General features: G+C 57.1%; 24 protein-coding genes, 1 tRNA gene and 1 pseudogene. 21 read left to right on the top strand and 5 right to left on the bottom strand.

The genetic code is table 11. The annotated features are described in order from the left end of the window. The first annotated feature begins 2 nt into the window (after positions 1 to 2). The 3 genes from CKW15_RS12135 (at position 3) to CKW15_RS12120 (ending at position 3,164) form a co-directional block, all read left to right on the top strand. The gene (locus CKW15_RS12135; RefSeq protein ID WP_095060272.1) at positions 3 to 590 is read left to right on the top strand and encodes a sigma-E factor negative regulatory protein; all 588 of its coding nucleotides are present in this window, start codon (positions 3 to 5) and stop codon (positions 588 to 590) included. An 8-nt stretch (positions 591 to 598) separates the two neighbouring features. Next, the gene (locus tag CKW15_RS12130) at positions 599 to 1,558 is read left to right on the top strand and encodes a MucB/RseB C-terminal domain-containing protein (RefSeq protein ID WP_095060274.1); all 960 of its coding nucleotides are present in this window, start codon (positions 599 to 601) and stop codon (positions 1,556 to 1,558) included. Between the two features lie 178 nt (positions 1,559 to 1,736). Continuing rightward, on the top strand, positions 1,737 to 3,164 hold the full coding sequence (locus CKW15_RS12120) for a DegQ family serine endoprotease (RefSeq protein ID WP_095060278.1): 1,428 nt from the start codon (positions 1,737 to 1,739) through the stop codon (positions 3,162 to 3,164). Between the two features lie 63 nt (positions 3,165 to 3,227). Here CKW15_RS12120 and CKW15_RS12115 read toward each other — a convergent pair whose 3' ends face one another. After that, positions 3,228 to 4,661: a M48 family metalloprotease gene (locus CKW15_RS12115; protein WP_095060280.1), complete on the bottom strand. Its 1,434-nt coding sequence runs from the start codon at positions 4,659 to 4,661 to the stop codon at positions 3,228 to 3,230. Between the two features lie 99 nt (positions 4,662 to 4,760). Between CKW15_RS12115 and CKW15_RS12110 the strand changes: the two genes are divergently transcribed. Together CKW15_RS12110 and CKW15_RS12105 are read left to right on the top strand one after the other, a co-directional pair. Further along, entirely contained in the window at positions 4,761 to 5,000 is a 240-nt protein-coding gene (locus CKW15_RS12110) for a sulfurtransferase TusA family protein (protein WP_095060282.1), read from the top strand. 32 nt (positions 5,001 to 5,032) lie between these two features. Beyond that, positions 5,033 to 6,103, top strand: coding sequence for an AI-2E family transporter (locus tag CKW15_RS12105; RefSeq protein ID WP_095060284.1), 1,071 nt, complete (start codon positions 5,033 to 5,035; stop codon positions 6,101 to 6,103). 72 nt (positions 6,104 to 6,175) lie between these two features. Here CKW15_RS12105 and CKW15_RS12100 read toward each other — a convergent pair whose 3' ends face one another. Together CKW15_RS12100 and CKW15_RS12095 are read right to left on the bottom strand one after the other, a co-directional pair. After that, positions 6,176 to 6,649, bottom strand: coding sequence for a peroxiredoxin (locus CKW15_RS12100; protein WP_095060286.1), 474 nt, complete (start codon positions 6,647 to 6,649; stop codon positions 6,176 to 6,178). 10 nt (positions 6,650 to 6,659) lie between these two features. Continuing rightward, complete coding sequence (locus CKW15_RS12095; protein WP_095060288.1) at positions 6,660 to 7,220, bottom strand: glycine cleavage system protein R; 561 nt, start codon at positions 7,218 to 7,220, stop codon at positions 6,660 to 6,662. Positions 7,221 to 7,547: 327 nt separating this feature from the next. Between CKW15_RS12095 and dapA the strand changes: the two genes are divergently transcribed. The 13 genes from dapA to CKW15_RS12025 all read left to right on the top strand — a co-directional run bounded on the left by dapA (position 7,548) and on the right by CKW15_RS12025 (position 19,862). After that, entirely contained in the window at positions 7,548 to 8,426 is an 879-nt protein-coding gene (gene dapA, locus CKW15_RS12085) for a 4-hydroxy-tetrahydrodipicolinate synthase (RefSeq protein ID WP_095060292.1), read from the top strand. 17 nt (positions 8,427 to 8,443) lie between these two features. Then, the gene (bamC, locus tag CKW15_RS12080; RefSeq protein ID WP_095060294.1) at positions 8,444 to 9,559 is read left to right on the top strand and encodes an outer membrane protein assembly factor BamC; all 1,116 of its coding nucleotides are present in this window, start codon (positions 8,444 to 8,446) and stop codon (positions 9,557 to 9,559) included. A 4-nt stretch (positions 9,560 to 9,563) separates the two neighbouring features. Beyond that, complete coding sequence (locus CKW15_RS12075) at positions 9,564 to 10,322, top strand: MBL fold metallo-hydrolase (protein WP_095060296.1); 759 nt, start codon at positions 9,564 to 9,566, stop codon at positions 10,320 to 10,322. A 28-nt stretch (positions 10,323 to 10,350) separates the two neighbouring features. After that, positions 10,351 to 11,064, top strand: coding sequence for a phosphoribosylaminoimidazolesuccinocarboxamide synthase (purC, locus tag CKW15_RS12070; RefSeq protein WP_095060298.1), 714 nt, complete (start codon positions 10,351 to 10,353; stop codon positions 11,062 to 11,064). A gap of 83 nt (positions 11,065 to 11,147) precedes the next feature. Then, positions 11,148 to 11,237: transfer RNA gene (locus tag CKW15_RS12065), tRNA-Ser, on the top strand. 648 nt (positions 11,238 to 11,885) lie between these two features. Further along, complete coding sequence (locus CKW15_RS12060) at positions 11,886 to 12,779, top strand: amidohydrolase family protein (protein ID WP_095060300.1); 894 nt, start codon at positions 11,886 to 11,888, stop codon at positions 12,777 to 12,779. Between the two features lie 35 nt (positions 12,780 to 12,814). Further along, positions 12,815 to 13,789: an alpha/beta hydrolase gene (locus CKW15_RS12055; RefSeq protein WP_095060302.1), complete on the top strand. Its 975-nt coding sequence runs from the start codon at positions 12,815 to 12,817 to the stop codon at positions 13,787 to 13,789. Positions 13,790 to 14,039: 250 nt separating this feature from the next. Further along, complete coding sequence (locus CKW15_RS12050; RefSeq protein WP_095060304.1) at positions 14,040 to 15,035, top strand: GlxA family transcriptional regulator; 996 nt, start codon at positions 14,040 to 14,042, stop codon at positions 15,033 to 15,035. A 343-nt stretch (positions 15,036 to 15,378) separates the two neighbouring features. Beyond that, positions 15,379 to 16,068 carry an ABC transporter permease gene (locus CKW15_RS12045; RefSeq protein ID WP_060541253.1) on the top strand — a complete coding sequence of 230 codons (690 nt, stop codon included), beginning with the start codon at positions 15,379 to 15,381 and terminating at the stop codon, positions 16,066 to 16,068. Continuing rightward, complete coding sequence (locus tag CKW15_RS12040) at positions 16,065 to 17,063, top strand: ABC transporter ATP-binding protein (RefSeq protein WP_095060306.1); 999 nt, start codon at positions 16,065 to 16,067, stop codon at positions 17,061 to 17,063. Before CKW15_RS12045 ends, CKW15_RS12040 begins: the two co-directional genes overlap by 4 nt. A gap of 2 nt (positions 17,064 to 17,065) precedes the next feature. Beyond that, positions 17,066 to 17,734 (top strand): ABC transporter permease, encoded by a 669-nt coding sequence (locus CKW15_RS12035; protein ID WP_060541255.1) that lies wholly within the window; start codon positions 17,066 to 17,068, stop codon positions 17,732 to 17,734. A gap of 66 nt (positions 17,735 to 17,800) precedes the next feature. Then, positions 17,801 to 18,670: a glycine betaine ABC transporter substrate-binding protein gene (locus tag CKW15_RS12030; protein ID WP_256580370.1), complete on the top strand. Its 870-nt coding sequence runs from the start codon at positions 17,801 to 17,803 to the stop codon at positions 18,668 to 18,670. 136 nt (positions 18,671 to 18,806) lie between these two features. Further along, positions 18,807 to 19,862, top strand: coding sequence for an amidase family protein (locus CKW15_RS12025; protein WP_256580382.1), 1,056 nt, complete (start codon positions 18,807 to 18,809; stop codon positions 19,860 to 19,862). Between the two features lie 3 nt (positions 19,863 to 19,865). On the opposite strand, the gene CKW15_RS12020 is transcribed toward CKW15_RS12025, so the two are convergent. After that, positions 19,866 to 20,750, bottom strand: coding sequence for a LysR substrate-binding domain-containing protein (locus tag CKW15_RS12020; RefSeq protein WP_095060604.1), 885 nt, complete (start codon positions 20,748 to 20,750; stop codon positions 19,866 to 19,868). Positions 20,751 to 20,908: 158 nt separating this feature from the next. Here CKW15_RS12020 and CKW15_RS12015 point away from each other — a divergent pair, with 158 nt between their 5' ends. Next, positions 20,909 to 23,938: an FAD-binding and (Fe-S)-binding domain-containing protein gene (locus tag CKW15_RS12015; RefSeq protein WP_095060606.1), complete on the top strand. Its 3,030-nt coding sequence runs from the start codon at positions 20,909 to 20,911 to the stop codon at positions 23,936 to 23,938. 37 nt (positions 23,939 to 23,975) lie between these two features. On the opposite strand, the pseudogene CKW15_RS29055 reads toward CKW15_RS12015, so the two are convergent. Further along, positions 23,976 to 24,341: pseudogene (locus CKW15_RS29055) on the bottom strand (Arm DNA-binding domain-containing protein); the annotation flags it as partial. A 299-nt stretch (positions 24,342 to 24,640) separates the two neighbouring features. Here CKW15_RS29055 and CKW15_RS12005 point away from each other — a divergent pair. Together CKW15_RS12005 and CKW15_RS12000 are read left to right on the top strand one after the other, a co-directional pair. Further along, positions 24,641 to 25,078 carry a hypothetical protein gene (locus CKW15_RS12005; RefSeq protein ID WP_143498419.1) on the top strand — a complete coding sequence of 146 codons (438 nt, stop codon included), beginning with the start codon at positions 24,641 to 24,643 and terminating at the stop codon, positions 25,076 to 25,078. Positions 25,079 to 25,315: 237 nt separating this feature from the next. Further along, positions 25,316 to 25,507 (top strand): DUF1508 domain-containing protein, encoded by a 192-nt coding sequence (locus tag CKW15_RS12000; RefSeq protein ID WP_095060610.1) that lies wholly within the window; start codon positions 25,316 to 25,318, stop codon positions 25,505 to 25,507. Positions 25,508 to 25,533: the final 26 nt, after the last annotated feature.

The raw sequence follows: 25,533 nt of genomic DNA, 5'->3' as shown, positions 1-25,533 counted from the left end.
CCATGAGTCGTGAAGCCCTGCAGGAATCGCTGTCCGCAGTGATGGATAACGAAGCGGACGAATTGGAATTGCGTCGGGTATTGAATGCCTGTGACGATGTTGAAACCCGTGACACCTGGGCTCGTTATCAGATCGCTCGGGCAGTGATGCACAAGGATCTGCTGCTTCCACGCCTGGACATCGCAGCGGCTGTTTCTGCTGCGCTGGCTGACGAAGCCGTACCGGCAAAAGCCTCCCGTGGACCATGGCGCAGCCTGGGTCGTCTGGCGGTCGCAGCTTCGGTGACCCTTGCGGTGTTGGCGGGTGTTCGCCTGTACAACCAGGACGAGATCGCCGGTGTTGAACTCGCGCAGCACTCCACCCAGCCTGGCCTGGCCGTTCCTCAAGTAAAAGGCCCAGCTGTTTTGGCCGGCTATAATGAGAGCTCGGAAGCTACCGGCCCAATGGCCAATGGCGTATTGCAAGGCCAGCCAGGCTTGAACGATCAACGTCTGCCAGGTTACTTGCGCCAACATGCACAACAGGCTGCATTGAAAGGAACTGAGAGCGCGCTGCCTTACGCTCGTGCTGCAAGCCTGGAAAACCGTTAAGGAGGATCATGCGCGCCATACCTCTACTTACGCTTCTGCTCAGTGGCTGGTTCATTGTTCCAGCCCACGCCGATGACGCTCAGGACTGGTTGAACCGTCTTGGCCAGGCCGAGCGACAGCAAAGCTTTCAGGGTACTTTCGTCTACGAGCGTAACGGTAGTTTTTCTACCCACAACATCTGGCATCGCGTCCAGGATGGCAAAGTCCATGAGCGGTTGCTCCAGCTCGATGGCTCTGCCCAGGAAGTTGTGCGCATTGATGGGAATACTCAATGCGTCAGCGGCATGTTGATAGCAGGACTGGGGGACTCTCCCAATTCTGCCGCTCGCGCACTCGATCCACAAAAGCTCAAGAATTGGTATGACCTTGCGGTTGTCGGCAAGTCGCGCGTGGCGGGTCGCCCCGCAGTGATTGTATCGCTGAAGCCCCGCGACCAGCATCGTTACGGTTTTGAACTGCATCTGGACAAAGAAACCGGCCTGCCACTCAAATCCTTGTTGCTGAGCGACAAGGGGCAATTGTTGGAGCGTTTCCAGTTCACGCGACTGGATACCGCGCAGGCCCCATCCGACAGCGAGTTGCAGCCAGGCGCCGATTGCAAACCGGTCAAACTCGAAAGTGACAAGGCTTCCGCCGTCAAGGTGGCGCAGGTTTGGCACTCTGACTGGTTGCCCCCAGGTTTCGAGCTGATTGCCAGTGCCGCACGCAAAGACCCGGCCACCAAAGCTCAGGTCAATAGCCTGATGTATGACGATGGTCTGGCGCGCTTCTCGGTGTTCCTCGAGCCGCTGAATGGTGCCCCGGTCATCGATACCCGCACTCAATTAGGGCCTACCGTTGCAGTGTCCCGGCGCTTGACCACGGCCCAGGGCGATATGATGGTGACCGTTGTCGGTGAGATACCGCTGGGTACTGCTGAACGAATCGCGCTTTCAATGCGCACCGACGCTACTGCAACCAAGCAGTGAGCTGAAATCGAAATGTTTGGTGAGCATTTCAGTTTGCAAAATCCCCCAAAATTTTTTATAGGTCAGAGCCCCTCGGCTCTGGCCTTGTTTGTTGTTCCCGGAACAAAAATACCGGCGTATTGTTCCCGGTGTTCCTTGCTCCATATCGCTTAACCCTGCTCGTCGTAACGGGAGCCGTATGTCGATACCAAGCTTGAAGTCTTATCTTTCCATCTTTGCCACTGTGCTGTTACTCGGTCAGGCGGTCACCGCGCAAGCGGTCGAATTGCCTGACTTCACGCAGCTGGTCGAGCAGGCCTCGCCTGCGGTAGTGAACATCAGTACCACGCAAAAGCTGCCGGATCGCAAAGTAAACCAGCAAATGCCTGATCTCGAAGGCTTGCCACCGATGCTGCGCGAGTTCTTCGAGCGGGGCATGCCGCCGCCTCAATCTCGATCGCCCCGTGATCGTCAGCGCGAAGCGACCTCTCTGGGGTCGGGTTTCATCATTTCACCTGACGGCTACATCCTGACCAACAATCATGTGATTGCCGATGCCGACGAAATACTCGTGCGTCTCGCTGACCGCAGTGAAATGAAAGCGAAGCTGGTTGGCACCGATCCGCGTTCTGACGTGGCGTTGCTGAAAATCGAAGGCAAGGACCTGCCGGTCCTGAAACTCGGTAAATCCCAGGACCTCAAGGCTGGTCAGTGGGTTGTCGCGATTGGCTCGCCATTCGGCTTTGACCACACCGTCACCCAAGGCATCGTCAGTGCCGTCGGTCGCAGTCTGCCTAACGAAAACTATGTGCCATTCATTCAGACTGACGTGCCGATCAACCCGGGTAACTCCGGTGGTCCGTTGTTCAACCTGAACGGTGAAGTGGTCGGGATCAACTCGCAGATCTACACCCGTTCCGGTGGCTTCATGGGGGTGTCGTTCGCGATCCCTATCGACGTGGCCATGGACGTTTCCAATCAGCTGAAATCCGGCGGAAAAGTCAGCCGTGGCTGGTTGGGTGTCGTGATTCAGGAAGTGAGCAAGGATCTGGCTGAGTCGTTCGGTCTGGATAAACCAGCCGGTGCGCTGGTGGCTCAGATCCAGGACGATGGTCCGGCTGCCAAGGGCGGTTTGCAGGTCGGTGACGTGATTCTGAGCATGAATGGTCAACCGATCGTCATGTCGGCGGATCTGCCGCATTTGGTGGGTGCATTGAAGGAAGGCGCGAAAGCTGATCTGGAAGTGATTCGCGACGGCAAGCGCAAGAATGTCGCGCTGACAGTTGGCGCTATTCCGGATGAAGACAAAGAACTGGATGGACTGCCTAAATCCAGCGTTGAACGCAGCAGCAACCGTTTGGGCGTGTCTGTCGTCGAATTGACCGACGAGCAGAAAAAAACCTACGACCTCAAGGGCGGTGTGTTGATCAAGGAAGTCCAGGACGGTCCTGCTGCCCTGATCGGCTTGCAGCCGGGTGATGTGATCACACATCTGAACAATCAGGCCATTGGCTCCACCAAGGAGTTCGCGGAAATCGCCAAGGCGTTGCCGAAGAACCGTTCGGTGTCGATGCGAGTATTGCGTCAAGGTCGCGCCAGCTTCATCACCTTCAAACTGGCTGAGTAATCCGGTTGTTGGCTGAATAAAAAACCGCCTCGAAAGAGGCGGTTTTTTTATGACTGAAACAAATCAGCCCATCATGTCCTTGATCATGCGCTCTTGCTCCATCAGCTCGCGTTGGCGTGCATCGATCCGTGACGACAGCGGGAAGTTGGTACCCGCCTTGCGCTTGGCGAAGTCCAGCTGCTGGATGGCCTGGCGATAGTCGCCGACCAGCGCAAAGTATTCGGCGCGCGCCTGATGCAGGCCGATGATGTTTCCGGACAGGCCACGAGTCTCCGCGACCTGATACCACACGTCCGGATCGTCCGGGCGCGACTTGAGCAGACCTTCGAGGGCCTTCTCCGCATCGGCGGTGCGGTTCTGTTTCAGCAACAAATCGACGCGCATCTGGTTCAGCGGATAATTGCCGGGATACTGGGCCAGCATCCGGTCAACCCGGGACTGGGCGTCCGGCAAGCGATTGTTGGTGATGTCCAGATCGACTTGAGCGAGGTTGTAGATGATCTCGTTTGGCGCCTTGGCCAGGAGCAACTTGAGATTCTCACGGGCCTCATTCAGTTGACCGCCCTTGATCTGAGCGATAGCCAAGCCATAACGCGCGACGTCACTTTTCGGGTTTTCATCAAGTAAGGCGCGGAAGCGTTTGGCGCCCAATCCCGGGGTTTCTTCATAGATCAGCTGGACGCGTGCGCGAATCAACTGATAGCGCAGGGAGTCTTCGATGCCACCTTTTGGGGCCTGCTCGGCGCGGTTGCGGGTGTCGGCGATCCGAGATTCGGTGACTGGGTGAGTCAGCAGGAATTCCGGCGGCTTGGCGTCGAAGCGATACTGACGGCCCAGGCGCTCGAACATGCTAGGCATTGATCGAGGGTCGTAACCGGCTTTTTCCAGATTGACGATGCCAATGCGGTCGGCTTCCTGTTCATTCTGGCGTGAGAACCGACGCTGTTCCTGAATCGCCGCTGCCTGGGTGCCTGCGATGGCGGCGATCCCGGCGTCGCCGGCACCTGCTGCGGCAATCACGATGCCGGCCAGCAGGGCCGCCATCATTGGCACTTGCATACGTTGCTGGGCTTCGACGCCCCGGGCGAAGTGGCGTTGCGACAAGTGAGCCAATTCGTGGGCCATCACCGAGGCATACTCGCCTTCGCTCTGGGCGTTAAGGAACAAACCGCCGTTGACCCCGACAATCCCGCCCGGCGCTGCAAAGGCGTTGAGCTGTGGGCTGTTGATCAGGATGAACTCCAGGCGCCGGTCACTGACCTGGCTGGTTTCAACCAGCCGATAAACACTGGATTCGACATAGTCCTTGAGCTGCGGGTCGTTGAGTTGCGATACCTGACTGCGCAGCATTGCCAACCAGGCGCGCCCTAACTGGTGTTCCTGTTGGGGCGAGACAATGGCAGAACTGGCGTCGCCGAGTGACGGCAAGTCGTCGGCGAAGCCCGGTGAGGCAAGCAGGCAAGCGAGCGTCAGCAGGGTAGGGCGCAAAAAAGTCATGCACAAAGCCTTAGAAGACAAAGACCTTACTGTAGCCGGACACCAGCGCTGCGACCAGATATTCTAGGCGACTCAACCACCTGAACCCGGAGTGATGCAATGATCGACGCTGTAGAGCATGACGTTGAGCTGGACGCCAGCGGCCTGAATTGCCCTTTGCCTTTGCTCAAGGCCAAGATGGAGCTCAATCGGATGGCCAGCGGCGCGGTGCTCAAGGTGGTTGCCACCGATGCGGGTTCTCAGCGTGACTTTCGCACCTTTGCCCGATTGGCCGGTCATACGCTGCTTCGTGAAGAAGATGAGGCGGGTGTATACCGCTATTGGTTGAAAAAAGCCTGAAATCTGCGGCGTTTTGTTCTTAAGGAATGTTGATGTTCAAAGTGTTACGCGACTGGATTCAGCGCTATTTCTCCGATGAAGAGGCGGTGGTGCTGGCTGTCCTGCTGTTTCTGGCGTTCACCGCTGTCCTCACGCTGGGCGGCATGCTCGCGCCGGTTCTGGCGGGGATGGTGCTGGCGTATCTGATGCAGGGGTTGGTGGTGTCTCTCGAGCGCCTGCGCGTTCCCGGCGGGGTGGCGGTGGGGCTGGTTTTTGCGTTGTTCATGGGGTTGCTTCTGGTCTTCATCGTGGTGGTCGTGCCGCTGCTGTGGCATCAACTGATCACGCTGTTCAACGAGTTGCCAGGCATGCTCGCCAAATGGCAGTCGCTTTTGTTGCTGTTGCCCGAACGTTATCCGCATCTGGTGTCCGACGAGCAGGTGTTGCGGGTCATCGAAGTGGCACGGGGCGAGATCGGCAAGTTCGGCCAGTTGGCGCTGACCTTTTCACTGTCGAGCCTGCCTCTGCTGGTGAACATCATGATCTATCTGGTGTTGGTGCCGATCCTGGTGTTCTTCTTTCTCAAGGATCGCGCAATGATCGGTGAGTGGGTGCGCGGTTATCTGCCTCGTGAGCGGGCGTTGATTACCCGTGTCGCCCGTGACATGAACCGGCAGATTGCCAATTACATTCGCGGCAAGGTCATTGAGATTTTCATTTGCGGCGGCGTGACCTACGTCGCCTTCGTTGTCCTCGAGCTCAACTATGCGGCGCTGCTGGCGTTGCTGGTGGGGATTTCGGTGGTAGTGCCGTATGTCGGGGCTGTCGTGGTGACGGTGCCGGTGTTTCTGATTGCACTGTTCCAGTGGGGTTGGAGCGATCAGTTCATTTATTTGATGGCGGTGTACGGGATCATCCAGACGCTGGATGGCAACGTGCTGGTGCCACTGTTGTTCTCGGAAGCCGTCAACATGCACCCGGTTGCGATCATCTGCGCGGTCTTGTTGTTTGGTGGGTTGTGGGGCTTTTGGGGTGTGTTCTTTGCGATCCCCCTGGCGACACTGTTCAAGGCCGTGCTGGATGCCTGGCCGCGTAAAGAGCCTGTGGTGGCACCGCTGCTTTAGATTGTAAAAAGATCGCAGCCTGCGTGGGAATATGTAATCCCGTAGCTGCCGCAGGCTGCGATCTTTTAGGAATCAGGCTTTATTCAGTGCCTGGGCCGCCGCCAAAACAGCGTCAACATGCCCGGGCACCTTCACACCGCGCCATTCCTGACGCAGCACGCCATCCTTGTCGATCAGGAACGTGCTGCGATCCACGCCCATGTATTCCTTGCCGTAGAGCTTTTTCAGCTTGATCACGTCGAACAGCTGGCAGAGCGCTTCCTCTTTGTCGCTGATCAGCTCGAAAGTGAACGCTTGCTTGGCTTTGAAGTTTTCGTGGGACTTGAGGCTGTCTCGGGAAACGCCGAACACTTCGGTGTTCGCGGCTTTGAAAGCCTCCAGCTGATCCCGAAAGCCTTGGCCCTGGGTCGTGCAGCCCGGTGTGCTGTCCTTCGGGTAGAAGTAGATCACCACCTGCTTGCCCTTCAGGCCCGCAAGACTGACGGTTTGCCCGCTGGTGGCGGGTGCTTCGAAATCGGCAACCGGTTGGTCGATGGCAACCGCCATGAGAACTTCCTTACATTGGGTTCTGTGGACGCCACGGTTCGATCAGGGCGTCGAGGTTCAGCGCGTCGGCGAAATCCAGGAACTGATCGCGCAGCCAGCTGATTTGTACGCCAGCAGGCAAGGTCACGGTAAACGTGGCATTGAGCATGGTGCCGCCGGTTTGTGGAGCCTGATACGTGTCGCACGTCAGGTTTTCCAGCTCGACGTTGTGGTCCATGAAGAACTGGCACAACTCGTTGATGATGTCCGAGCGGTAGGCCGAGCTCACGTAGGCAACGTACGGCAAAGCCTGCGGGCGGTTCTCCAGCGCTGCGCTACGCACCACGTTGACGGTGAACGCGTGTCGTTTGGCCAGAACAGGGAGGCTGCCTTCAAGGCGTGCCAGGGCATCCCAGCTGCCGGTGATTTCCAGTACGAGCGCACTGCATTCGCCATGACGGGTCAGGCGAGAGGTGACCACGGCGCAGCGGTTTTCATGGCTGGCGCGGCACAGGACGTTGGTCAGCTCCATGGGGTTGGCGCCGAGGGCACTGATGACAAGGAATTGTTCGCGAACTGTGGGGGTGGACATGCAGCATTCCTAAAGCGATGAGCGGTCGATACTGTCAGGGCAGTTTTTTCGGGAGCAGGCCTGCGGATGTCGAATTCAGAAAGCCTCAGGCGCAGGTTGCAACGTGCTCCAGTATGGCAGGAGCGGGGGGTGGCAACGCTGGAATGGGGCTTGTGATGCCGAAAAAGGAGGCAAAAACCCGACGGACGAGCTTGTCAGTACCGATCAAAGTCTGAAGGGTAGCGAAAAGCGGCGCCAAGGGGAATGGCGGCAGCGCAGTACTTCGCTTGTGCAAGCATCTTGGCGCCAGTACCATTACGGCTCTCTTTTTCCGGCAGGAGCGGTTGCATGATTGCGGGCAGTATGGTGGCACTGGTCACACCCATGGATGCACAAGGTCGTCTCGACTGGGACAGCTTGAGCAAACTGGTGGACTTTCACCTGCAAAACGGCACCCACGCCATCGTGGCGGTCGGCACCACAGGTGAATCGGCCACCCTTGATGTGAACGAACACATCGAAGTGATCCGCGCCGTGGTCAAGCAGGTCAACGGCCGAATCCCGGTGATTGCCGGTACCGGCGCCAACTCGACCCGCGAAGCGGTCGAGCTGACCCGTAACGCCAAAGAGGCCGGCGCCGACGCGTGCCTGCTGGTCGTGCCGTATTACAACAAGCCGACCCAGGAAGGCCTGTACCTGCACTTCAAGCACATTGCCGAATCGGTCGACATCCCTCAGATCCTCTACAACGTGCCTGGCCGTACCTCCTGCGACATGCAGGCAGAGACAGTGATCCGTCTGTCCACCGTGCCAAACATCATCGGCATCAAGGAAGCCACTGGCGACCTGAAGCGTGCAAAAGCCATCCTTGATGGCGTGAGCAAAGACTTCATCGTGCTCTCCGGTGATGATCCGACCGCGGTCGAGCTGATCCTGATGGGTGGCAAGGGCAACATTTCCGTCACTGCCAACGTCGCGCCGCGCGAAATGGCTGACCTGTGCGAGGCCGCGCTCAAGGGCGACGCCGAGACTGCACGCGCCATCAACGAAAAACTGATGCCGTTGCACAAGGACCTGTTCATCGAAGCCAACCCGATTCCGGTGAAGTGGGCTTTGGTCGAAATGGGCCTGATGCACGAAGGCATTCGCCTGCCGCTGACCTGGCTGAGCGCACCTTGTCATGAAACGCTTCGCACGGCCCTGCGCCAGTGCAGCGTCCTGGTTTAATTGAGGAAGTACAACGCATGAAGCGAATGGCCGGACTTTCCGCACTTGCCTTGGTCATCTCCAGCACGAGTGGCTGTGGATGGCTCTGGGGCCCGGAAGGTTATTTCCGTGACCGTGGTAGCGATTACCTGGAAGCGCAACAGACTGCACCGATGCAATTGCCGCCAGACATCACCACCGCCAAGCGTCTGGATCCACTGCTGCCGATCCCGCGCAACGTGGCGGATGACACCGCCAAGGGTGAATACATCGTTCCTCGTCCGCAGCCATTGACGGCTGGGGCCGACGCCAGCGCGTACTCCCTGCAGAAGAGCGGTGATTCGCGCTCGATCCTGGCGCAAAGTCCGCCGGCCGAAGTCTGGCCTGTGGCCGTTCAGTTCTACCAGGACAATGGTTTCCGCCTGGATGAGCAGCGTCCGCAAACCGGTGAGTTCACCACCACTTGGCAACGCTCCGATGAACTGTCCGCAGCCATGGCCAAGCGTCTGAGCGCGGCCGGTGTCAGCGCCGACAGCGAAACCCGCGTGCGGGTGCGCATCGAGCCGGGCGTGCAGCGCAACACCAGTGAAGTCTATGTGGTCAGCGCTGAACGTTCTGCCGGCAGCACCGCCGACGTCGATTTCACCAACCGTTCGGTCAACACTGGTCTGGACGCGGCACTGGTCGACGACATGCTCGCGAGCATGAGTCGCATCTCGGAGAAGGGCGGTTCGGTCTCCATGCTGGCATCGCGAGATTTCGATGCGCCTAGCCGTGTGAGCCTGAGTGAAGACGGCAGCGGCAACCCTGTGCTGAACGTCGGTACCGATCTGGATCGTGCCTGGTCGAGCGTCGGTCGTGCGCTGGAACAGGGCGAATGGCGCGTTGAAGACATCAACCGCAGCCTGGGCCTGTACTACATCAACCTGGCTGAAAAAGCCGAGAGCAAAGACGACAAGCCAGGCTTCTTCAGCAGCCTGTTCGGCAGCGCGCCGAACAAGGAAGAAGTTGAAGCCCGTGCCGAGCGTTATCAGGTTCGCCTGAGCAAGGTCGGCGAGAACGTCCAGGTGACAGTCGAGAAAAACATCAACACCGTCGCGCCAGCTGATGTGGCACGTAAAGTGTTGAGCGTGATTCAGGACAACCTGGGCTGATCTCATGCGTTTTGCCGTTCTCGGCAGCGGTAGCCAAGGGAACGGCACGCTGATAGCCAGCGCTGATACGTATGTGCTGGTGGATTGTGGTTTCTCCCTGCGGGAAACCGAAAAACGCCTGCTGCGCCTGGGTGTGAACCCTGCGCAGCTGAGCGCGATACTCGTGACCCACGAACATGCCGACCACGTGCATGGCGTGGGTTTGCTGTCTCGGCGCTACAATCTGCCTGTCTACCTCAGTCGCGGGACCTTGCGCGGGATGCGCAAACCGATTGAACCCGCAGGTTTCCTGGCGGGTGGCGAACAGCTGCAAGTCGGTGCCTTGAGCATTGGTGTCATTGCCGTGGCTCATGATGCACAGGAGCCGACGCAGTATGTGTTCAGTGACGGTGAGCGGCGTTTCGGCCTGTTGACCGACCTGGGTTCGTACTGCGACAAGGTGCTGGACGGCTATCGGGATCTCGATGCGTTGATGATCGAGTCCAATCATTGCCGTGACATGCTGGCTCGCGGTCACTACCCGTCCTTTCTCAAGCAGCGGGTTGGCGGTGAACTGGGACATTTGAACAACCACCAGGCGGCATTCCTGGTGTCCGAGTTGGGCTGGCAAGGCCTGCAACATCTGGTCCTGGCCCATCTGAGCAGCAAGAACAACCTGCCGCGGCTGGCCCGGCAATGTTTTGTCGACACCCTCGGGTGCGACCCGGACTGGCTGCAACTGGCCGATCAAGATTCAGGGCTCGACTGGCGACACATCGCCTAGCCCATCTACTTACCAAGCGGAGCCCATCATGGAAAAACGTGAAGAACTCTACCGCGGCAAAGCCAAGTCGGTTTACAAGACCGACGACGCTAACCGCTTGATCCTGCTGTTTCGCAACGACACCTCGGCGTTCGACGGCAAGCGCATCGAACAGCTCGACCGCAAAGGCATGGTGAACAACAAGTTCAACGCCTTCATCATGCAGAAACTCGAAGCGGCCGGCGTACCGACCCAATTCGACAAACTGCTGGGCGACAACGAGTGCCTGGTGAAGAAGCTGGACATGATCCCGGTTGAATGCGTCGTGCGTAACTACGCCGCCGGCAGCCTGGTCAAGCGTCTGGGTGTGGAAGAGGGCATGAAACTCAACCCTTACACCTTCGAACTGTTCCTCAAGGACGACGCCAAGGGCGACCCGTTCATCAACGAATCCCACGTCGTGGCGTTCGGTTGGGGCACTGCCGAGCAACTGGTTCGCATGAAAGAACTGTCGCTCAAGGTCAACGAAGTGCTGAACAAGCTGTTTGACGACGCCGGCCTGCTGCTGGTCGACTTCAAACTCGAATTCGGCGTATTCCACGACGGCACCATCGTCCTGGGCGACGAATTCAGCCCGGACGGCTGCCGCCTGTGGGACAAGGCCACCGGCAAGAAAATGGACAAGGACCGCTTCCGTCAGGGCCTCGGTGACGTCATCGAAGCCTACGAAGAAGTCGCCAATCGTCTGGGCGTACCGCTTTAATCGACGCAAGCATCTGATAGCACAGAAATATTTCGCTCAGGGGGTTCGCTTCCGGCGAAAGTGTTGTTATGATGCGCGCCGTTGGAGAGATGCCAGAGTGGCCGAATGGGACGGATTCGAAATCCGTTGTACCTTCACCGGTACCTAGGGTTCGAATCCCTATCTCTCCGCCATACATAGAAAAGCCCCGCAAATCAATGGTTTGCGGGGTTTTTTGTTTTTTGATAGTGCTACTCTGTTGTACTACTCAATCTTGCTGTTTTGCGGTTCCGCAACGGTCATTTCTTCGCATGTCTGTCAGCCAGTTGCTGGGCAACGTCTAACGCGAATTTCAGGACGTTTGCAGCCTCTGTGAACGCTTCTGGATCATTCGTCCCCTCGAAGATTATTCCGCCCTTTGTGATGTCTGAATCGAACCCGCTTTCGCGCAAGGTGATGTTTCAACGTCTATCCAGCCCGTTACAGGCTGGCGTTCGCTTTTTCCTCGTTCCTTCGCCCGCACCGCCATCGGCAGTTTTTGCAAATCTAGCTGCCCTAGAGTTTATTCCAGTGTCGCGACAACAAAATTTCGCCATTACCCGAATGTACCGCTAACCAATCGGCCGGCCGAAGTATCAGTTCGGCGACCTCAGAATCCAGAGGACGATGACGCAGAGCTGCCCAAGTGCCTACTCTACGATTCAGATCCAGGCGTTTTTTCCGGATCTTCGTTGACAACAAATCCTTGATGGCGAAATTTTGATACTACACGTCGAGTTGGCGGGAGCGACGAAGCGCTGACGGAGATTATTGTTTTCGCACAAAAGCAGGAAACAATAATCATGCTGCCGTCGACCAAGAAAATAGATTGCCACGTTCATTTTTATACTTCGGAAGATCTTCGTCGGGTGGCCGGTTCGTTGCCTTATACGTTACCTGAGCCGCATCCGCTGACTGCTTATTTGGATAGGTTGATCGATGCCGGAATTGCACCGACGCTTATCAATAATGTTCATCTAAGTATCCTGCCGGACTCAGAAAACGTGTTCGCTTCCTTTGAGGAACTCAACAAACTCCAGGCCGTAGACCCGCAGCGCTATGGCGGTATCAAACTGGTGGGCACGATCAAGGCAGAGCCTGCTTATGCCACTCAGGAGCGTCTCTCGCACCCGCAGGTGATTGGCGCTCGAATCGTCCTGCATGATGCGAGACCTGAAACGGTTTCTGATACGCGGTTCAGTGATGGGCAATGGTCGGCATTTTATGCCCGCCTGTTCCCGCACCAGCATCTGCACATTTACGCGAAGGAAGCCGAGACGAATCTGCGCGTATTGCGCCAGATCCCTCGCGATGTACGGGTCATCATCGATCATCTAGGCACCTGTCACTGCGAGCGTGACATTACTGAACCCGCTTATACCGCGCTACTCGCTGAAGCGAGAGATCGAGGCAACGTATGGTTCAAAGGTCCTGGCTATCGCACCTCTGTTCACCCCGAGGAAACCGCTCGTTTCGTGACGCAGATTGCTTACGCGGTCGGCACGGACAAGATACTTCTGAGCGCCACCGATGCACCTCATGTCGGAACTGACAACCAGGGTGTGCCGTATTCCGACCTTTTTGATTTGAACAAGGCCTTCAACTTTGTTGATGCCGTTGCACATTATGTTTCTAAAGAAACCCGAATTCCTGTTGGTCAACTTCTCCGTGGAGCACCTGACCAATTGGTAAGTTGATCTCCGCCCACGCTCCAACCTCGAGATATCTAGCGATGACGAACATTACAACAAAAGACATCAACTTCACCGTCAAGTATGGCGATGAAACCCTGAGCCTCAAAGGCACGGTTTTTCAGCCAGAACAACTCGACGCCGCGGCGCAAAAACTGCCACCGGTCATCTTCAACTCCGGCTTCACCGGCGGGGTCACGATGTACGGCCAACTGTTCGGTCGCGCCCTGGCAGGCCTGGGTTATCGCGTCATGACCTACGACGTGGCAGGCTTTTTTTCCAACAAGCACATCCGAAATACCCTCGAGTCAGGTGACAAGGTCATCACCAACGTCATCCTTGAAGATCAGAAAGATGAAGTGCTCGGTGCCGTTGAATGGGCACGCGAGAATTTCGGTGAGATGCCGGTGGTCGCATCGTGGGCGATGGGCTCGGTGGCAAGCCTCGGTGCGGTGGCTGAACTGGCTGCGGCCGGCGGTGAACAGATCCGCTTCTGGGTGCCGATGAGCTACACCAACATCCGCACACTGCAAGCCTTGCGTGCTGATCAGGCAGCAGCTGACGCGGCCATTCTGCAACTCGCGGATGACGCGCCGATCCCTCCATTCGACACCGGCACTGATGCGACCCGTCTCGGTTATTACCCGCTGGACCCTGAAACTCAGGCTTATGTTGATCAGCAGCTGGGTGGCTACACTGAAGCAGGCGGCGCGGACCGTTGGCCGGGCTGCACCTACGTGACGGCGAAGTCCTACAAGTCCTATGTGGCGTATGACCCGGAGCAGTCCATCGAGGGTGCCAAAGGCTTCCCGCCTGCACTGATTATCCACGGCGCCGACAACACCTTGCACATGCCGTCGGAGTCTGTGCGTCTGCACCAAAACTATCCGGGCGATGCCGGCCCGAATGCGCTGATCATTTCGCACATGCAACACGGCCAGCAGAATCAGGTCGACAGCCCTGTGTTCGAGTCGATGATCCAGAGCATCGACGAAGCTATCCGCGCGCGCGGCTGATCCGCTCGTCACTCTCCTGCGAGACCTCGGGCGTCGAGGCCTCGCAGCGATTTTTTACATCGTGGGGTGTATTCCTCCCGTCATTCTGATCGGTCGTAACGCTTCGGCATGGCTCGTTCACTTGTCTCAACGATTCAATCTGGCTGAATGCGTGCCCAACCCCTAACATGGTGTGTCCAAAGCCACTCCCTCGGGCTGGCCTAAGCTGTTCACTTGAACTGCTGGAACCAACCATGACAAGGACCCGGCGATGACAGCCCCCAGTGAATCAGCGACGTCTGTGAATAGCTCCACAACCAAGCGAATTGGGCTGCTCATTCTCCCTCAGTTCTCCATGATGGCCCTGGCAGGTGCCAGTGAGCCTCTGCGCGCGGCCAATCGACTTTCTGGCAAAGCGCTTTATGAGTGGAGCCTGCTTACGGAAACGGGTGGGCCGGTCAGCTCCAGCAGTGGTATCGAGATCCAGACCATGCCAGTTGATCAGGCCCCGGAACTGGATCGTGTTTTTGTCCTGGCGAGCCTGGATATCGAGCGTCAGAAACCACCGAAAATGCTGCGCTTCCTGCAGCGTGCAGCGTCTCGCGGGATAACCGTAGGCGCACTGAGCACCGGTACCTTCATCCTCGCCCGCGCCGGGCTACTCGAAGGTAAGCGCTGCACCTTGCACTGGGAGTCCATCGGCCAGTTTTCGGAGGAATTCCCCACGATCGAAGTCACGAAGGAGCTGTACGTCAATCATGGAAACCGTTGGACGTGTGCCGGAGGGACGGCGGCCATCGATCTCATGCTGGCACAAATCGCGCTTGATTTCGGTAACCAGCTGGCGGCGAACATCGCCGAACAATTTCTGCACGCCAGGATAAGAGCGCCGGAAGAGCATCAGCGGATGTCGATTCAGTGGCGGTTCGGCATTCACGATCGCAGGCTGACAGCCGCCATCGCCTTCATGGAGGACAATCTGGAGAACATCGTCGGCATCGAAGAAATCGCCGACCGATGCAACCTGTCCCACCGTCAACTTGAACGGCTGTGGCATCAGCACTTCGGCATGACGCCGAAGAAATTCTATCTGGAGCTCAGATTGAATGAAGCACGCCGGTTGCTGCAAGAAAGCACCCAGCCCATTGCGTCCATTGCCTACAGCTGTGGGTTCGTTTCAGCGTCACATTTGGGTGCAGCTTACCGTCGTGTCTGGGGATGTACACCCGGTGAAGAGCGGCGGAAATTTGATGATGCTCATTCCTGATTTCAGTCATTGAGTGCATGGATCAACAAACGCTAATCCCCAGAAAACATCCGTACCAACCCTCTCCTCAAAATCCCATAGCAAGCTAATGACTCGGTCAGACAGGCGGTGCGCTCTGGCAAACCTTGGTCATTTGGTGATCCCGCATACTTCCGTCTTCAATCGCCCCCGCGCCTTGCATTACGCGTTGATTTGTTACGTGACGTCGTTTTTTTGATAGAAATTGTCGAACCCGAATCTAAGAGGGTCTACGGTAGCGCGGTAATGTTTCCTACAGATCCGGCGCTCAATTCCAGATACGCGACCGATAAAAATAACAATGACTACAGAAGGCATAACAACCATGGAAACCTTGAGTTTCATTCTGGAAAACGTCGGGCTGATCAGTCTGCTACTTGGACAACACCTTCTCATCGTGGCGGTAGCGGTAGGTTTGGCAATCCTGACCGGCGTGCCTGTCGGGATCGCGATCTCTCAGCACCCCAGAACACGTCGTTGGGTCCTGGCCTTCGCTGCTGTCCTGATGACTATTCCTTCTGCCGCGCTGTTCGGGCTGATGATTCCGGCCCTGTCGCTGATCGGCTACGGGATCGGCGTCGTACCGGCGGTCATTGCGCTGTTTCTCTACTCCCAATTGCCCATCATCCGAAACACCACCACTGCGATTTCCAACATCGATCCTGCATTGCGCGAAGCGGCGATCGGGATGGGCATGTCGACCGGGCAACGATTGCGCAAAGTTGAACTGCCGATTGCGGTTCCGCTGATCATGGCGGGCGTGAGGATGGCGACCGTCATCAACATCGGCATCGCAGCCATCGCGGCCTACATCGGTGCCGGCGGTTTGGGCAGTCTCATCATTCGCGGCATTGCGCAGTCGGATACCCGACAGCTATTGGCCGGCGCGATCGTCATCAGTGTCATCGCCATTGCGGCCGATTACGCGTTGTACGGCTTGCAGCGCCTCCTGACGCCAAAAGGCTTGAACAAGAACAAAATGGCCACCGGCCAAATGAAGGAAGCGACGACGTGATCCAGATCGAAAACCTGAACAAGCAATTCGGCTCAATCACAGCAGTAGAAGATGTCTCATTCAATGTTGAAGAGGGGCAGATCTGCGTACTGCTTGGTCCGTCGGGCTGCGGTAAAACCACGACGCTGAAAATGATCAACCGACTGATCACGCCAACCTCCGGCACGATCAGGATCGGTGGTCGCGACACGTCCGAACTGGACAGCGTCACCCTTAAACGCTCCATCGGCTATGTGATCCAGCAAGTCGGCTTGTTCCCGAACATGACCGTCGAGGAAAACATCTGCGTCGTTCCGAATCTGTTGGGATGGGACAAAAGCAAAAGCCTAAAGCGCGCAGCGGAGTTGCTGGAAGTGGTCGCGCTGGATCCGTCCAAATTCCTCAAGCGCTACCCGTGTGAACTTTCCGGTGGTCAACAGCAACGCGTAGGCGTGGCCCGGGCCCTGGCAGCGGATCCGCCCGTCATGTTGATGGACGAGCCCTTTGGCGCGATCGACCCGATCAACCGAGAAGTGATCCAGGACGAGTTCATGCGCATCCAGCGACTCGTCAACAAGACCGTACTGTTCGTCAGTCACGACATCGATGAAGCGGTGAAGATGGCGGACTGTGTCGCCCTGTTCCATAACGGAAAAATCCAGCAATTCGGCAGCTCGGACGATCTGCTGGCCCGACCCAACAGCGAGTTCGTGGCGAACTTCATGGGCGGCGACCGAATCATGAAGCGTCTGCGTCTGCTGCGCGCGGTTGATGTGGCCAGCAAAGTCCCGCCGCGGGAACACATGCAGATCGTCGGCGGCAACAGCGGTGTTACTTCGCAATCGCACCTGATCGTTAAACCTGGGGATGACCTGCGTCAGGTGCTTTCGCAATTGCTGGGTCGCGGCCAGGACTGGGCACTTTGCAACGACAGCGACGGACGCTTTATCGGCTATGTCCACCAAACCGACATCTTGGCGCGACTTGTTGAAAACATTACTCCGGTGGTGCACTGACAATGTCTGACTTACTGATCAGATTGTGGGAAGGGCTGCAGTTTTACTGGGGCGACATCAGCTACCTGACGGTCCAGCATCTGCAGATCGTGGCAGTCAGTGGGGCACTTGCCCTGATCATCGCGCTGCCGTTGGGCGTCTGGATGAGCCGGCCGGCGAACCAGCGTTACGCCATGGCCAGCATGCAGGTCCTTAACGTAGGGCAGGCAATCCCTAAGCTCGCGTTGCTGGCGTTGGCCATGAGCTTCATTGGTGTCGGTAGCGGCGCGGCCATTATCGGGTTGTTTGTCGCGACGTTGTTGCCCGTGGCAGTCAACACCTATGAAGGCTTGCGCGCAGTGCCGCAGCACTTGCTTGAAGCCGCCGAAGCTATGGGTATGACGCCACGGGAAACGCTGTGGAAAGTTGAAATTCCGAACGCGATGAATGTGATTTTCGCGGGCATCCGCACGGCGTTGGCGATCAACGTCGGTACTGCGCCGCTGGCCTTTTTGGTCGGTGGCGGCGGGCTGGGCGAGTTGATCTTTACCGGGATCGACTTGAACGACTTCGGCATGATGCTGGCCGGTGCCGCAGCGACCGCGCTATTGGCGATTGCGGTCGATCTGGGCTGCGGCTTGATTCAAAACATTGCAGTGTCACGGGGCTTGAGGTTGACCGGGCGTGAATGAATCTGAAGACCATAGACAAAAATCAATAATATGAGGTGCACGATGATTTATCGAATGCTTGCCAGTTTGATCTTTACCCTGAGTCTTGTTTCTGGCGTTGTAGGCAGTGCTTCTGCCAACAATACGATTGTGGTCGGCGGCAAGAAGTTTACCGAGCAGCAATTGGTTGCCGAGATGACCACTCAGCTCCTGCGCGCCAATGGCTACAATGTCGACAAACGCCCTGACCTGGGTTCTTCCGTTTTGCGCGCGGCGCAAGAGAATGGTCAGGTCGATGTGTATTGGGAATACACCGGCACTTCGCTGATTACTTACAATAAAGTCATGGACAAGCTCAGCCCTGACGAAACGTACAAAAAAATCAGCGAGCTTGATGCGCAGAAAGGCATCACCTGGTTGAACTCTTCCAAGGCCAACAACACTTACGCCTTTGCCATGCGCAAGGAAGAGGCACAGAAGGATGGAATCGTCTCGATCAGCGATCTTGCGAAGCAGATCGAAACAGGCAAGTCCTATAAATTTGCCTCCAATGCTGAATTCTTTTCCCGGCCTGATGGCCTGGGTCCTTTGCAAGAGACATACAAGTTCAAATTTGAGCGCAAGAACATCGTCCGCATGGACGGCGGGCTGACCTATCAGGCGCTTAGGGACGGGCAGGTTGATCTGGCCTTGGTCCTGTCGACGGATGGGCGGATTCCGGCCTTCGGCTTTGTGGTGCTCAAAGACGATAAAGGTTTCTTCCCCAGCTATGCGTTGACCCCGGTTATTCGCACTGAGGTGTTTAAAGAGAATCCGAAGATCGGCGAGTTGCTCAACGCCCTGTCGTCCAAGCTGGATGACGACACCATCGCGGGCCTCAATTCCCGGGTCGATGTCGGCCGTGAATCCATCGAAAGCGTGTCCAAGGAATTTCTGCAAAAGAGTCAGTTGCTGTAGTTAATTCGGGGTGGCGTTGAAGTCACCCGGTTTGATCATAACTTTCCGGGCCAGCTCTCTTTAGCTGGCCTCTTTTTATCCTGCGTAGTTGTGACGCTCAGCCCAATCGCTTAGGGCGTGAGCTCATTCCGTTCGTCTGTACTTAGGGGAATTACAGAATCCGCGGAACACCAAGCGGGATGCTTCCGGCTCCAGCAGCGGTTCTGCCGCCGCCGTGGCGGCAGCGTTTGCACCGTTTGCGCTAGGGTCGGACACGAGCGGCTCGATCCGCGCGCCGGCCAGCGTCACCGGCACAGTGGGTTTGCGACCTTCGCTGGGGTTGATCAGCCGCAGCGGCATTATTCCGCTGTCGCTCGCGTTCGATACAGCAGGCGTCATCACCAACAGCGTGCTGGATCAGGCCATCGTGCTCGATGCGATCAAGGGCCAGGACAAAAGTGATCCGGCGACCCTCGACCTTGCTGCAGATAAAATACAGTTCGAACCGGCACTGAGCCGTTCCTCGTTGCTAGGCAAGACCATTGGCGTGATCACCAATTTCAAAGGCGCCAATCCAGAGGTGGATGCAGTCTTCAAGGCCGCTCAGGAAACCCTCGGCAAGCGCGGCGCTCGTGTCGTCTCCATCGAACTGCGAAAAGCTTTTGAAACCTTATGGAGCGATGTGCTCGGTCCAGTGGGAGAGGGCGAATTCAAGCCTCAATTCGAACGCTACCTCGCCACCCTCAATCCGGGCCAACCGCGAACGCTTGCGCAGTTTCTCGAGCTGGCCAGGCAAAATCAGGCGCAAAACGCTGCACACGGGATGAACCCGGCACGCCTGGCCGGACTGGAAACGGTCGCGAATGCCACAAGCACCGATTCGCCGCAGTACATCTCCATCCTCTCCCGGAAGATTCCTCAGTTGCGCGCGCAGCTGATGGAGATCATGAAGCAGAACAAAGTCGACAGTCTGTTCTTCGCGACCATCAACTGCCCGGCGTCGGTGGTGCATGGCGTGACCGATGACAGTTACGTCTGCACATCCGGCGATACCTATGCGTCGTCGTATATTGCCTCCGCCACAGGATTTCCCGAGATTACGGTTCCGGCAGGCACCATCAAGGGCAACCTGCCGGTCGGTGTTTCGTTCCTGGGCGGCTATGGCGAAGACGCCAAGGTGGTTGGTTTCGGCTACGCGTTCCTTGGTCGGTAATCGTCAGATCTGTGTCAGCAGCCAGGTACGAAACGCGACGAGTGATGGCAGCATTTCGTTGCGCGGCGGATAAGCCAGGTAATAACTGCGCTGGCTGGCAAAGGGTCGATCGAGACTGATGAGTTCGCTGTTGGCCAACTCGTCGGCCACCAGAATACGCGGTACCAGACCGATGCCGATGCCGGCCCTGACGGCCTGGATCAAGTGCGAAGTGAGTTCGAAGCTCGGGCCCAGCCGCATCATCCGATGGGGCAGGCCTTGGTGGCTGAACCACTCGCCCCAGACGTTGGCATTGCTCGCGACGTTGAGTAGCGTCTGACCGCCAATGCGTTCCGGGGTCCAGGTGTCGTGGGCTTCGGCCGCTTGTGGGGACATGATCACCATCAGTTCTTCGGTGTGCAGGCGATGGCTGATCAAGCCTGGAAAGTCGGCATTGCCAACGACAATCGCGGCGTCGATGCCGCTGGTTTCAAAGTCAATGGCGTCGATTCGGGAATTGATGTGTACCAGGATGCCTGGGTGGGTTTTGTAGAAATCATGCAGGCGCGGCAATAACCACTTTGAGCCGAAGGTCGGCAAGGTGGCCAGGCGTAACGTGCCGCTGCCTGATTGATAAGCCATGGCCTGCAACGTGGCGCTGCGTATGCGCCCGAGCGCTTCGCTCATTTCCCGCTGATAAAGACGACCGACATCGGTCAGTTGTACTTGCCGGCCTTCACGGCGGAACAGCGTCAGGCCCAGTTGCTGCTCCAGCGCTTGGACTTGCCGGCTCACGGCGCTTTGAGTCAGTGAGAGCTCCATCGCTGCACGGGTATAGCTTTCATGTCGGGCGGCGGCTTCAAACGCCAGCAGCAACGACATTGAAGGGGTGAGGTGACGGTAATTCATTCGTAAAAGTCATCGATAGCGGCAGGATTATCCGTTTGTCTGGTGCCGGACCCTGCAGGATCATTGGTGTAGCTGAAGACCTGAGGCTGCCGCATTAATGCTCAGGCGACAAGTGTTTTGAGTTTTCCGTGAATAGACCAACAAGAGACCCGCCTGCGATGATCGCTCAGTTGCCTACCGTTGCACTCGCGGCACAGTACCCGGAATTTCTGCAAGCCCTGCGTGCCAGCGGCTTTCGCGGTCAGCTCAGCGCTGACTACGCCACCCGCACCGTGCTGGCGACCGATAACTCGATTTATCAGCGTCTTCCGCAAGCGGCGGTGTTCCCCTTGGATGTGGATGACATCGTACGCATCGCGACCTTGATGGCCGAGCGACGCTTTCGCCAGATCAAGCTGACCCCGCGCGGTGGTGGCACCGGCACCAACGGGCAGTCATTGACCGATGGCATCGTGGTCGATCTGTCGCGGCACATGAACACCATCCTCGAAATCAACGTCGCCGAGCGCTGGGTGCGGGTGCAGGCGGGCGCGGTCAAAGACCAGCTCAATGCCGCGCTCAAACCTCACGGGCTGTTCTTCGCGCCGGAGTTGTCGACGTCCAACCGTGCCACCGTCGGCGGCATGATCAACACCGACGCCAGCGGCCAGGGCAGTTGCACCTATGGCAAGACCCGTGATCACGTTCTGGAATTGCATAGCGTGCTGCTCGGTGGTGAGCGCTTGCACAGCCATCCGCTGTCAGATGCGGAACTGGAGGCGGCTTGCACGCGGCCCGGCCGTATCGGCCATGTGTATCGGGTGGCGCGCAGTATTCATGAGACCCAGTCCGACCTGATCGAGGCGGTGTTTCCCAAGCTCAACCGTTGTCTGACCGGTTATGACCTGGCGCACCTGCGCAATGAGCAAGGGCGTTTCAACCTCAACAGCGTGCTCTGCGGTGCGGAAGGGTCACTGGGCTACATTGTCGAAGCCAAGCTCAACGTGCTGCCAATTCCAAAATACTCAGTGCTGGTGAATGTGTGTTACGGCAGCTTCATGGATGCGCTGCGCGATGCCAATGCGTTGTTGGTGCACAAGCCGTTGTCCATCGAAACCGTGGACTCCAGGGTGTTGCTGCTGGCGATGAAAGACATCGTCTGGCATAGCGTCGCCGAGTATTTTCCGACGGACGCCGAGCGCCCGACGCTGGGCATCAATCTGGTGGAGTTCAGCGGTGAAGACGTGACGCAAGTGAACGCTCACGTAGAGTTGTTCGTGGCGCATCTGAAGGCCGACACGACGATCGAGCGGCTGGGCCACACGTTGGCGGACGGCGCCGAAGCCGTGTCCCGCGTCTACACCATGCGCAAGCGATCGGTCGGACTGTTGGGTAACGTCGAAGGCGAGATTCGGCCACAGCCTTTTGTTGAAGACACCGCCGTGCCGCCGGAGAAACTGGCCGACTACATCGCCGAGTTTCGTGCGTTGCTCGATAGTTATGGCCTGAGCTATGGCATGTTCGGTCACGTCGATGCCGGCGTGTTGCATGTGCGCCCGGCGCTGGACATGAAAGACCCGGCCCAGGCTGCACTCGTCAAACCGATTTCCGATGCTGTGGCCGAGCTGACAAAGCGTTACGGGGGGCTGCTGTGGGGCGAGCACGGCAAAGGTTTACGCTCGGAATACGTTCCCGGGTTTTTTGGTGAGCTGTACCCGGCGTTGCAATCGCTCAAGGGGGCGTTCGACCCACACAATCAGTTCAACCCCGGGAAGATCTGCACACCCCCAGATGCTGCCCAAGGTTTGCTCAAGGTTAACGAAGTTTCGCTGCGGGGTGATTTGGATCGGCAGATTGATGAGCGTGTCTGGCAAAGCTTTGGCACCGCGATGCACTGCAACGGTAATGGCGCCTGCTACAACTACGACCCCAACGATGCGATGTGTCCGTCGTGGAAAGCTACACGTGAGCGGCAGCACTCGCCGAAGGGAAGGGCCTCGTTGATTCGCGAATGGTTGCGTTTGCAAGGCGCGGCCAATATCGATGTATTGCAAGCGGCCCGGGGCAAGTGGTCATGGTTGAGCGGGTTGCCGACGAGGTTGCGCAATAACCTGGCGCGCTCGCACGGCGAGTCGGACTTCTCGCATGAAGTCTATGACGCGATGGCGGGCTGCCTGGCCTGCAAATCCTGCGCGGGACAATGCCCGGTCAAAGTCAACGTCCCGGAGTTCCGCTCGCGTTTTCTGGAGCTGTACCACGGTCGCTATCAACGTCCTCTGCGTGACTACCTGATCGGCTCGCTGGAGTTCACGATTCCATACATGGCTTACGCGCCGGGCCTGTACAACGCAGTGATGGGCTCGAAATGGGTGAGCCGCCTTCTTGAGCGACAAGTCGGCATGCTCGACAGCCCACTGATCCACCGGCATGACTTGCAGGCCACTTTGACCCGCTGCAACGTCGCGGTCGCCAGCGTGCCAGCTCTGCGCAAACTGACCGAGGCACAACGTGAGCGCAGCGTGGTGTTGGTGCAGGACGCCTTCACCCGTTACTTCGAAACGCCGTTGCTGGCGAGCTTCATCCAGTTGGCTCATCAATTGGGTTATCAGGTGTTTCTGCCGCCCTATAGCCCCAACGGCAAGCCTTTGCACGTTCAGGGTTTCCTCGGAGCGTTCGCCAAGGCGGCGATCCGCAACGGCAATCAGCTCAAGGCTCTCGCCGACTGCGGCGTAGCACTGGTGGGATTGGACCCGGCGATGACGCTGGTCTACCGCCAGGAATATCAGAAAGTACCAGGACTCAATGATTGCCCGAAAGTCTTGCTCCCGCAGGAGTGGCTGTTCGATGTGTTGCCCGCAAACTCGCCTCCCGCTACCCAGACATTCCGTTTGTTGGCGCACTGCACTGAGAAGACCAATGTCCCGGCCAGTACTTCGCAATGGGAAGCCGTGTTTGCCCGGCTTGGGCTCAAGCTAGTGACAGAGGCGACCGGCTGCTGTGGCATGTCCGGCACCTACGGCCATGAGGCGCGGAATCAGAACACCTCGCGGACCATTTTCGAGCAGTCATGGGCTGGCAAGTTGGATGAAAAGGGCGAAGCGCTGGCGACGGGTTATTCCTGCCGCAGCCAGGTAAAGCGCTTAACCGACAGGCAGCTGCGTCATCCGCTGGACGTGGTGTTGGAGTATGCGCAGCTAGCTCACCGATAATGGGGGCGGCGTAAGTAGTCAGTGTATTCGTCCACTGTTGAGCATGTTTGACGTTTTTCCAACCGGCACGATGGGCCTCTATGTAATCGTTGGCTACGTCTTGGATCGTTACGGATTTCTGTATGCGATGGTGTTCAGCAGCCTGCTGTGCTGTGCGCTCATCATCACGCGCCTGCAACGGGTCAATGCCGTCCCGCAATAAACGTCGCTTATCGCTGCTGTTTTGCCGAGCCTCCTTTAAGCCGACTGCGGGGTAGGTGCCCAAGCCCATTTCTCTGCGTTTCCCCACAAGCTGGAACAGCAGTACCCAATATTTCTTCCCGTTGGGTTTGATCAGGAGGCGAAGACCATCACCATCCTCGTAGGCCGATTTCGCCTCCCACAACTTATCGATTGACTGCATTTTTTTAGGAGGTGTCCTACATCTTCCTGCGCTGTTTCGTATTGCTGTGTATCGATCTGAATGATTACCTAGCATCAACTCGTCAATGATTGGCGGGCTAATCATCTATTCAAATCCATGGAGGGTTCATGGCTAATGGTATTTTTGCCAGTACTCGGTATTAATGCGGTTTAGCCTGTCTTTTCCTTCTGGTGGGAGGCTCTTGGATAACATAAAAAAAGGTAAGCCTTATCAGGTGATCATTCAGGGAGAGTTACCGATCTCCATACGAAGGTGATCTAGGAAGTTACATTCTGAATTTGATCGAGAAAATCATGCCCGGAGCGGAAAAGCGTTTAATTGAGGAAGGTTTCATTGTCTCTGTTTTGCTATTTAACGTGGTTACCTTGATTCCGTGGGTGACATTTTTTTGGCATAGTCAGGGCAATGATTCCGGAAATGATGGTCCGGCTGCTATTTTTTTGCTGGTTGTTACGGCCGTCGGGACTTTGTTTGTTATGCCAGTTTACAGTTTGGCGATTTATTTGACCGGGATTATAAGTTCAAGACGCCGCTTAAAGTGGATGGTGGTTTTGCCTTTGGGTGTGGTTGTGCTTTTTTGTATTTGCTCATCATTGCTGTGGGCGAAGGTGGGGGTGGATGGGGCATATCTGTTTTTCTTTGCAGCGCTGGGGTACGCGGTGCACGCTATACGCCTGCTCAAACAAGTTGTTGGGGTTGTCAAAGGCTGTCCGTAGTCTGATGAGGGCGTCAAGTATTACAGTTGTGTAGGGGAGTGAGATTGTTCGAGTGAAAAGTTACTTGACGACGTCTCCATATTTCCCATCTTTTAAACCTTTGTCTGTCTCGCAAGTTTGAGGGGCTTTCTCGCAATATTCGCTGACATTGCAGTTTATCGCTGTAAAAAAACTTCATTTACTCTGGCATCCGCAGATCACTGATCTGCAGTTACCAGCCATCGCAAGGAGCGAACGATGTATTTTGAAATCTACAGGCAGATCCGAGGGACTCTACAGACTGGCAGGGGTCAGTGGCGCTGGCGCTTGAGGGCGGGCAATCATGAAACGGTGGCCAGTGGCGAGGCCTACGTCAACAAGGCTGATTGCGTGCACGCCATCAGTTTGATCAAGGGTACGCACGATCAGACGCCAACCAAGGAAGTCTGATGGTGTGTGGTGAAGCTGCTCGCTCA

This window comes from Pseudomonas sp. Irchel s3b5 (assembly GCF_900187435.1).
GTDB lineage: Bacteria > Pseudomonadota > Gammaproteobacteria > Pseudomonadales > Pseudomonadaceae > Aquipseudomonas.
This window is presented reverse-complemented; position numbering and strand designations above follow the sequence as displayed.

Coding starts and splice junctions, on each gene's coding strand:
- CKW15_RS12135 (WP_095060272.1), top strand. CDS start 3: ATGAGTCGTGAAGCCCTGCAGGAATCGCTGTCCGCAGTGATGGATAAC.
- CKW15_RS12130 (WP_095060274.1), top strand. CDS start 599: ATGCGCGCCATACCTCTACTTACGCTTCTGCTCAGTGGCTGGTTCATT.
- CKW15_RS12120 (WP_095060278.1), top strand. CDS start 1,737: ATGTCGATACCAAGCTTGAAGTCTTATCTTTCCATCTTTGCCACTGTG.
- CKW15_RS12115 (WP_095060280.1), bottom strand. CDS start 4,661: ATGACTTTTTTGCGCCCTACCCTGCTGACGCTCGCTTGCCTGCTTGCC.
- CKW15_RS12110 (WP_095060282.1), top strand. CDS start 4,761: ATGATCGACGCTGTAGAGCATGACGTTGAGCTGGACGCCAGCGGCCTG.
- CKW15_RS12105 (WP_095060284.1), top strand. CDS start 5,033: ATGTTCAAAGTGTTACGCGACTGGATTCAGCGCTATTTCTCCGATGAA.
- CKW15_RS12100 (WP_095060286.1), bottom strand. CDS start 6,649: ATGGCGGTTGCCATCGACCAACCGGTTGCCGATTTCGAAGCACCCGCC.
- CKW15_RS12095 (WP_095060288.1), bottom strand. CDS start 7,220: ATGTCCACCCCCACAGTTCGCGAACAATTCCTTGTCATCAGTGCCCTC.
- dapA (WP_095060292.1), top strand. CDS start 7,548: ATGATTGCGGGCAGTATGGTGGCACTGGTCACACCCATGGATGCACAA.
- bamC (WP_095060294.1), top strand. CDS start 8,444: ATGAAGCGAATGGCCGGACTTTCCGCACTTGCCTTGGTCATCTCCAGC.
- CKW15_RS12075 (WP_095060296.1), top strand. CDS start 9,564: ATGCGTTTTGCCGTTCTCGGCAGCGGTAGCCAAGGGAACGGCACGCTG.
- purC (WP_095060298.1), top strand. CDS start 10,351: ATGGAAAAACGTGAAGAACTCTACCGCGGCAAAGCCAAGTCGGTTTAC.
- CKW15_RS12060 (WP_095060300.1), top strand. CDS start 11,886: ATGCTGCCGTCGACCAAGAAAATAGATTGCCACGTTCATTTTTATACT.
- CKW15_RS12055 (WP_095060302.1), top strand. CDS start 12,815: ATGACGAACATTACAACAAAAGACATCAACTTCACCGTCAAGTATGGC.
- CKW15_RS12050 (WP_095060304.1), top strand. CDS start 14,040: ATGACAGCCCCCAGTGAATCAGCGACGTCTGTGAATAGCTCCACAACC.
- CKW15_RS12045 (WP_060541253.1), top strand. CDS start 15,379: ATGGAAACCTTGAGTTTCATTCTGGAAAACGTCGGGCTGATCAGTCTG.
- CKW15_RS12035 (WP_060541255.1), top strand. CDS start 17,066: ATGTCTGACTTACTGATCAGATTGTGGGAAGGGCTGCAGTTTTACTGG.
- CKW15_RS12020 (WP_095060604.1), bottom strand. CDS start 20,750: ATGAATTACCGTCACCTCACCCCTTCAATGTCGTTGCTGCTGGCGTTT.
- CKW15_RS12015 (WP_095060606.1), top strand. CDS start 20,909: ATGATCGCTCAGTTGCCTACCGTTGCACTCGCGGCACAGTACCCGGAA.
- CKW15_RS12000 (WP_095060610.1), top strand. CDS start 25,316: ATGTATTTTGAAATCTACAGGCAGATCCGAGGGACTCTACAGACTGGC.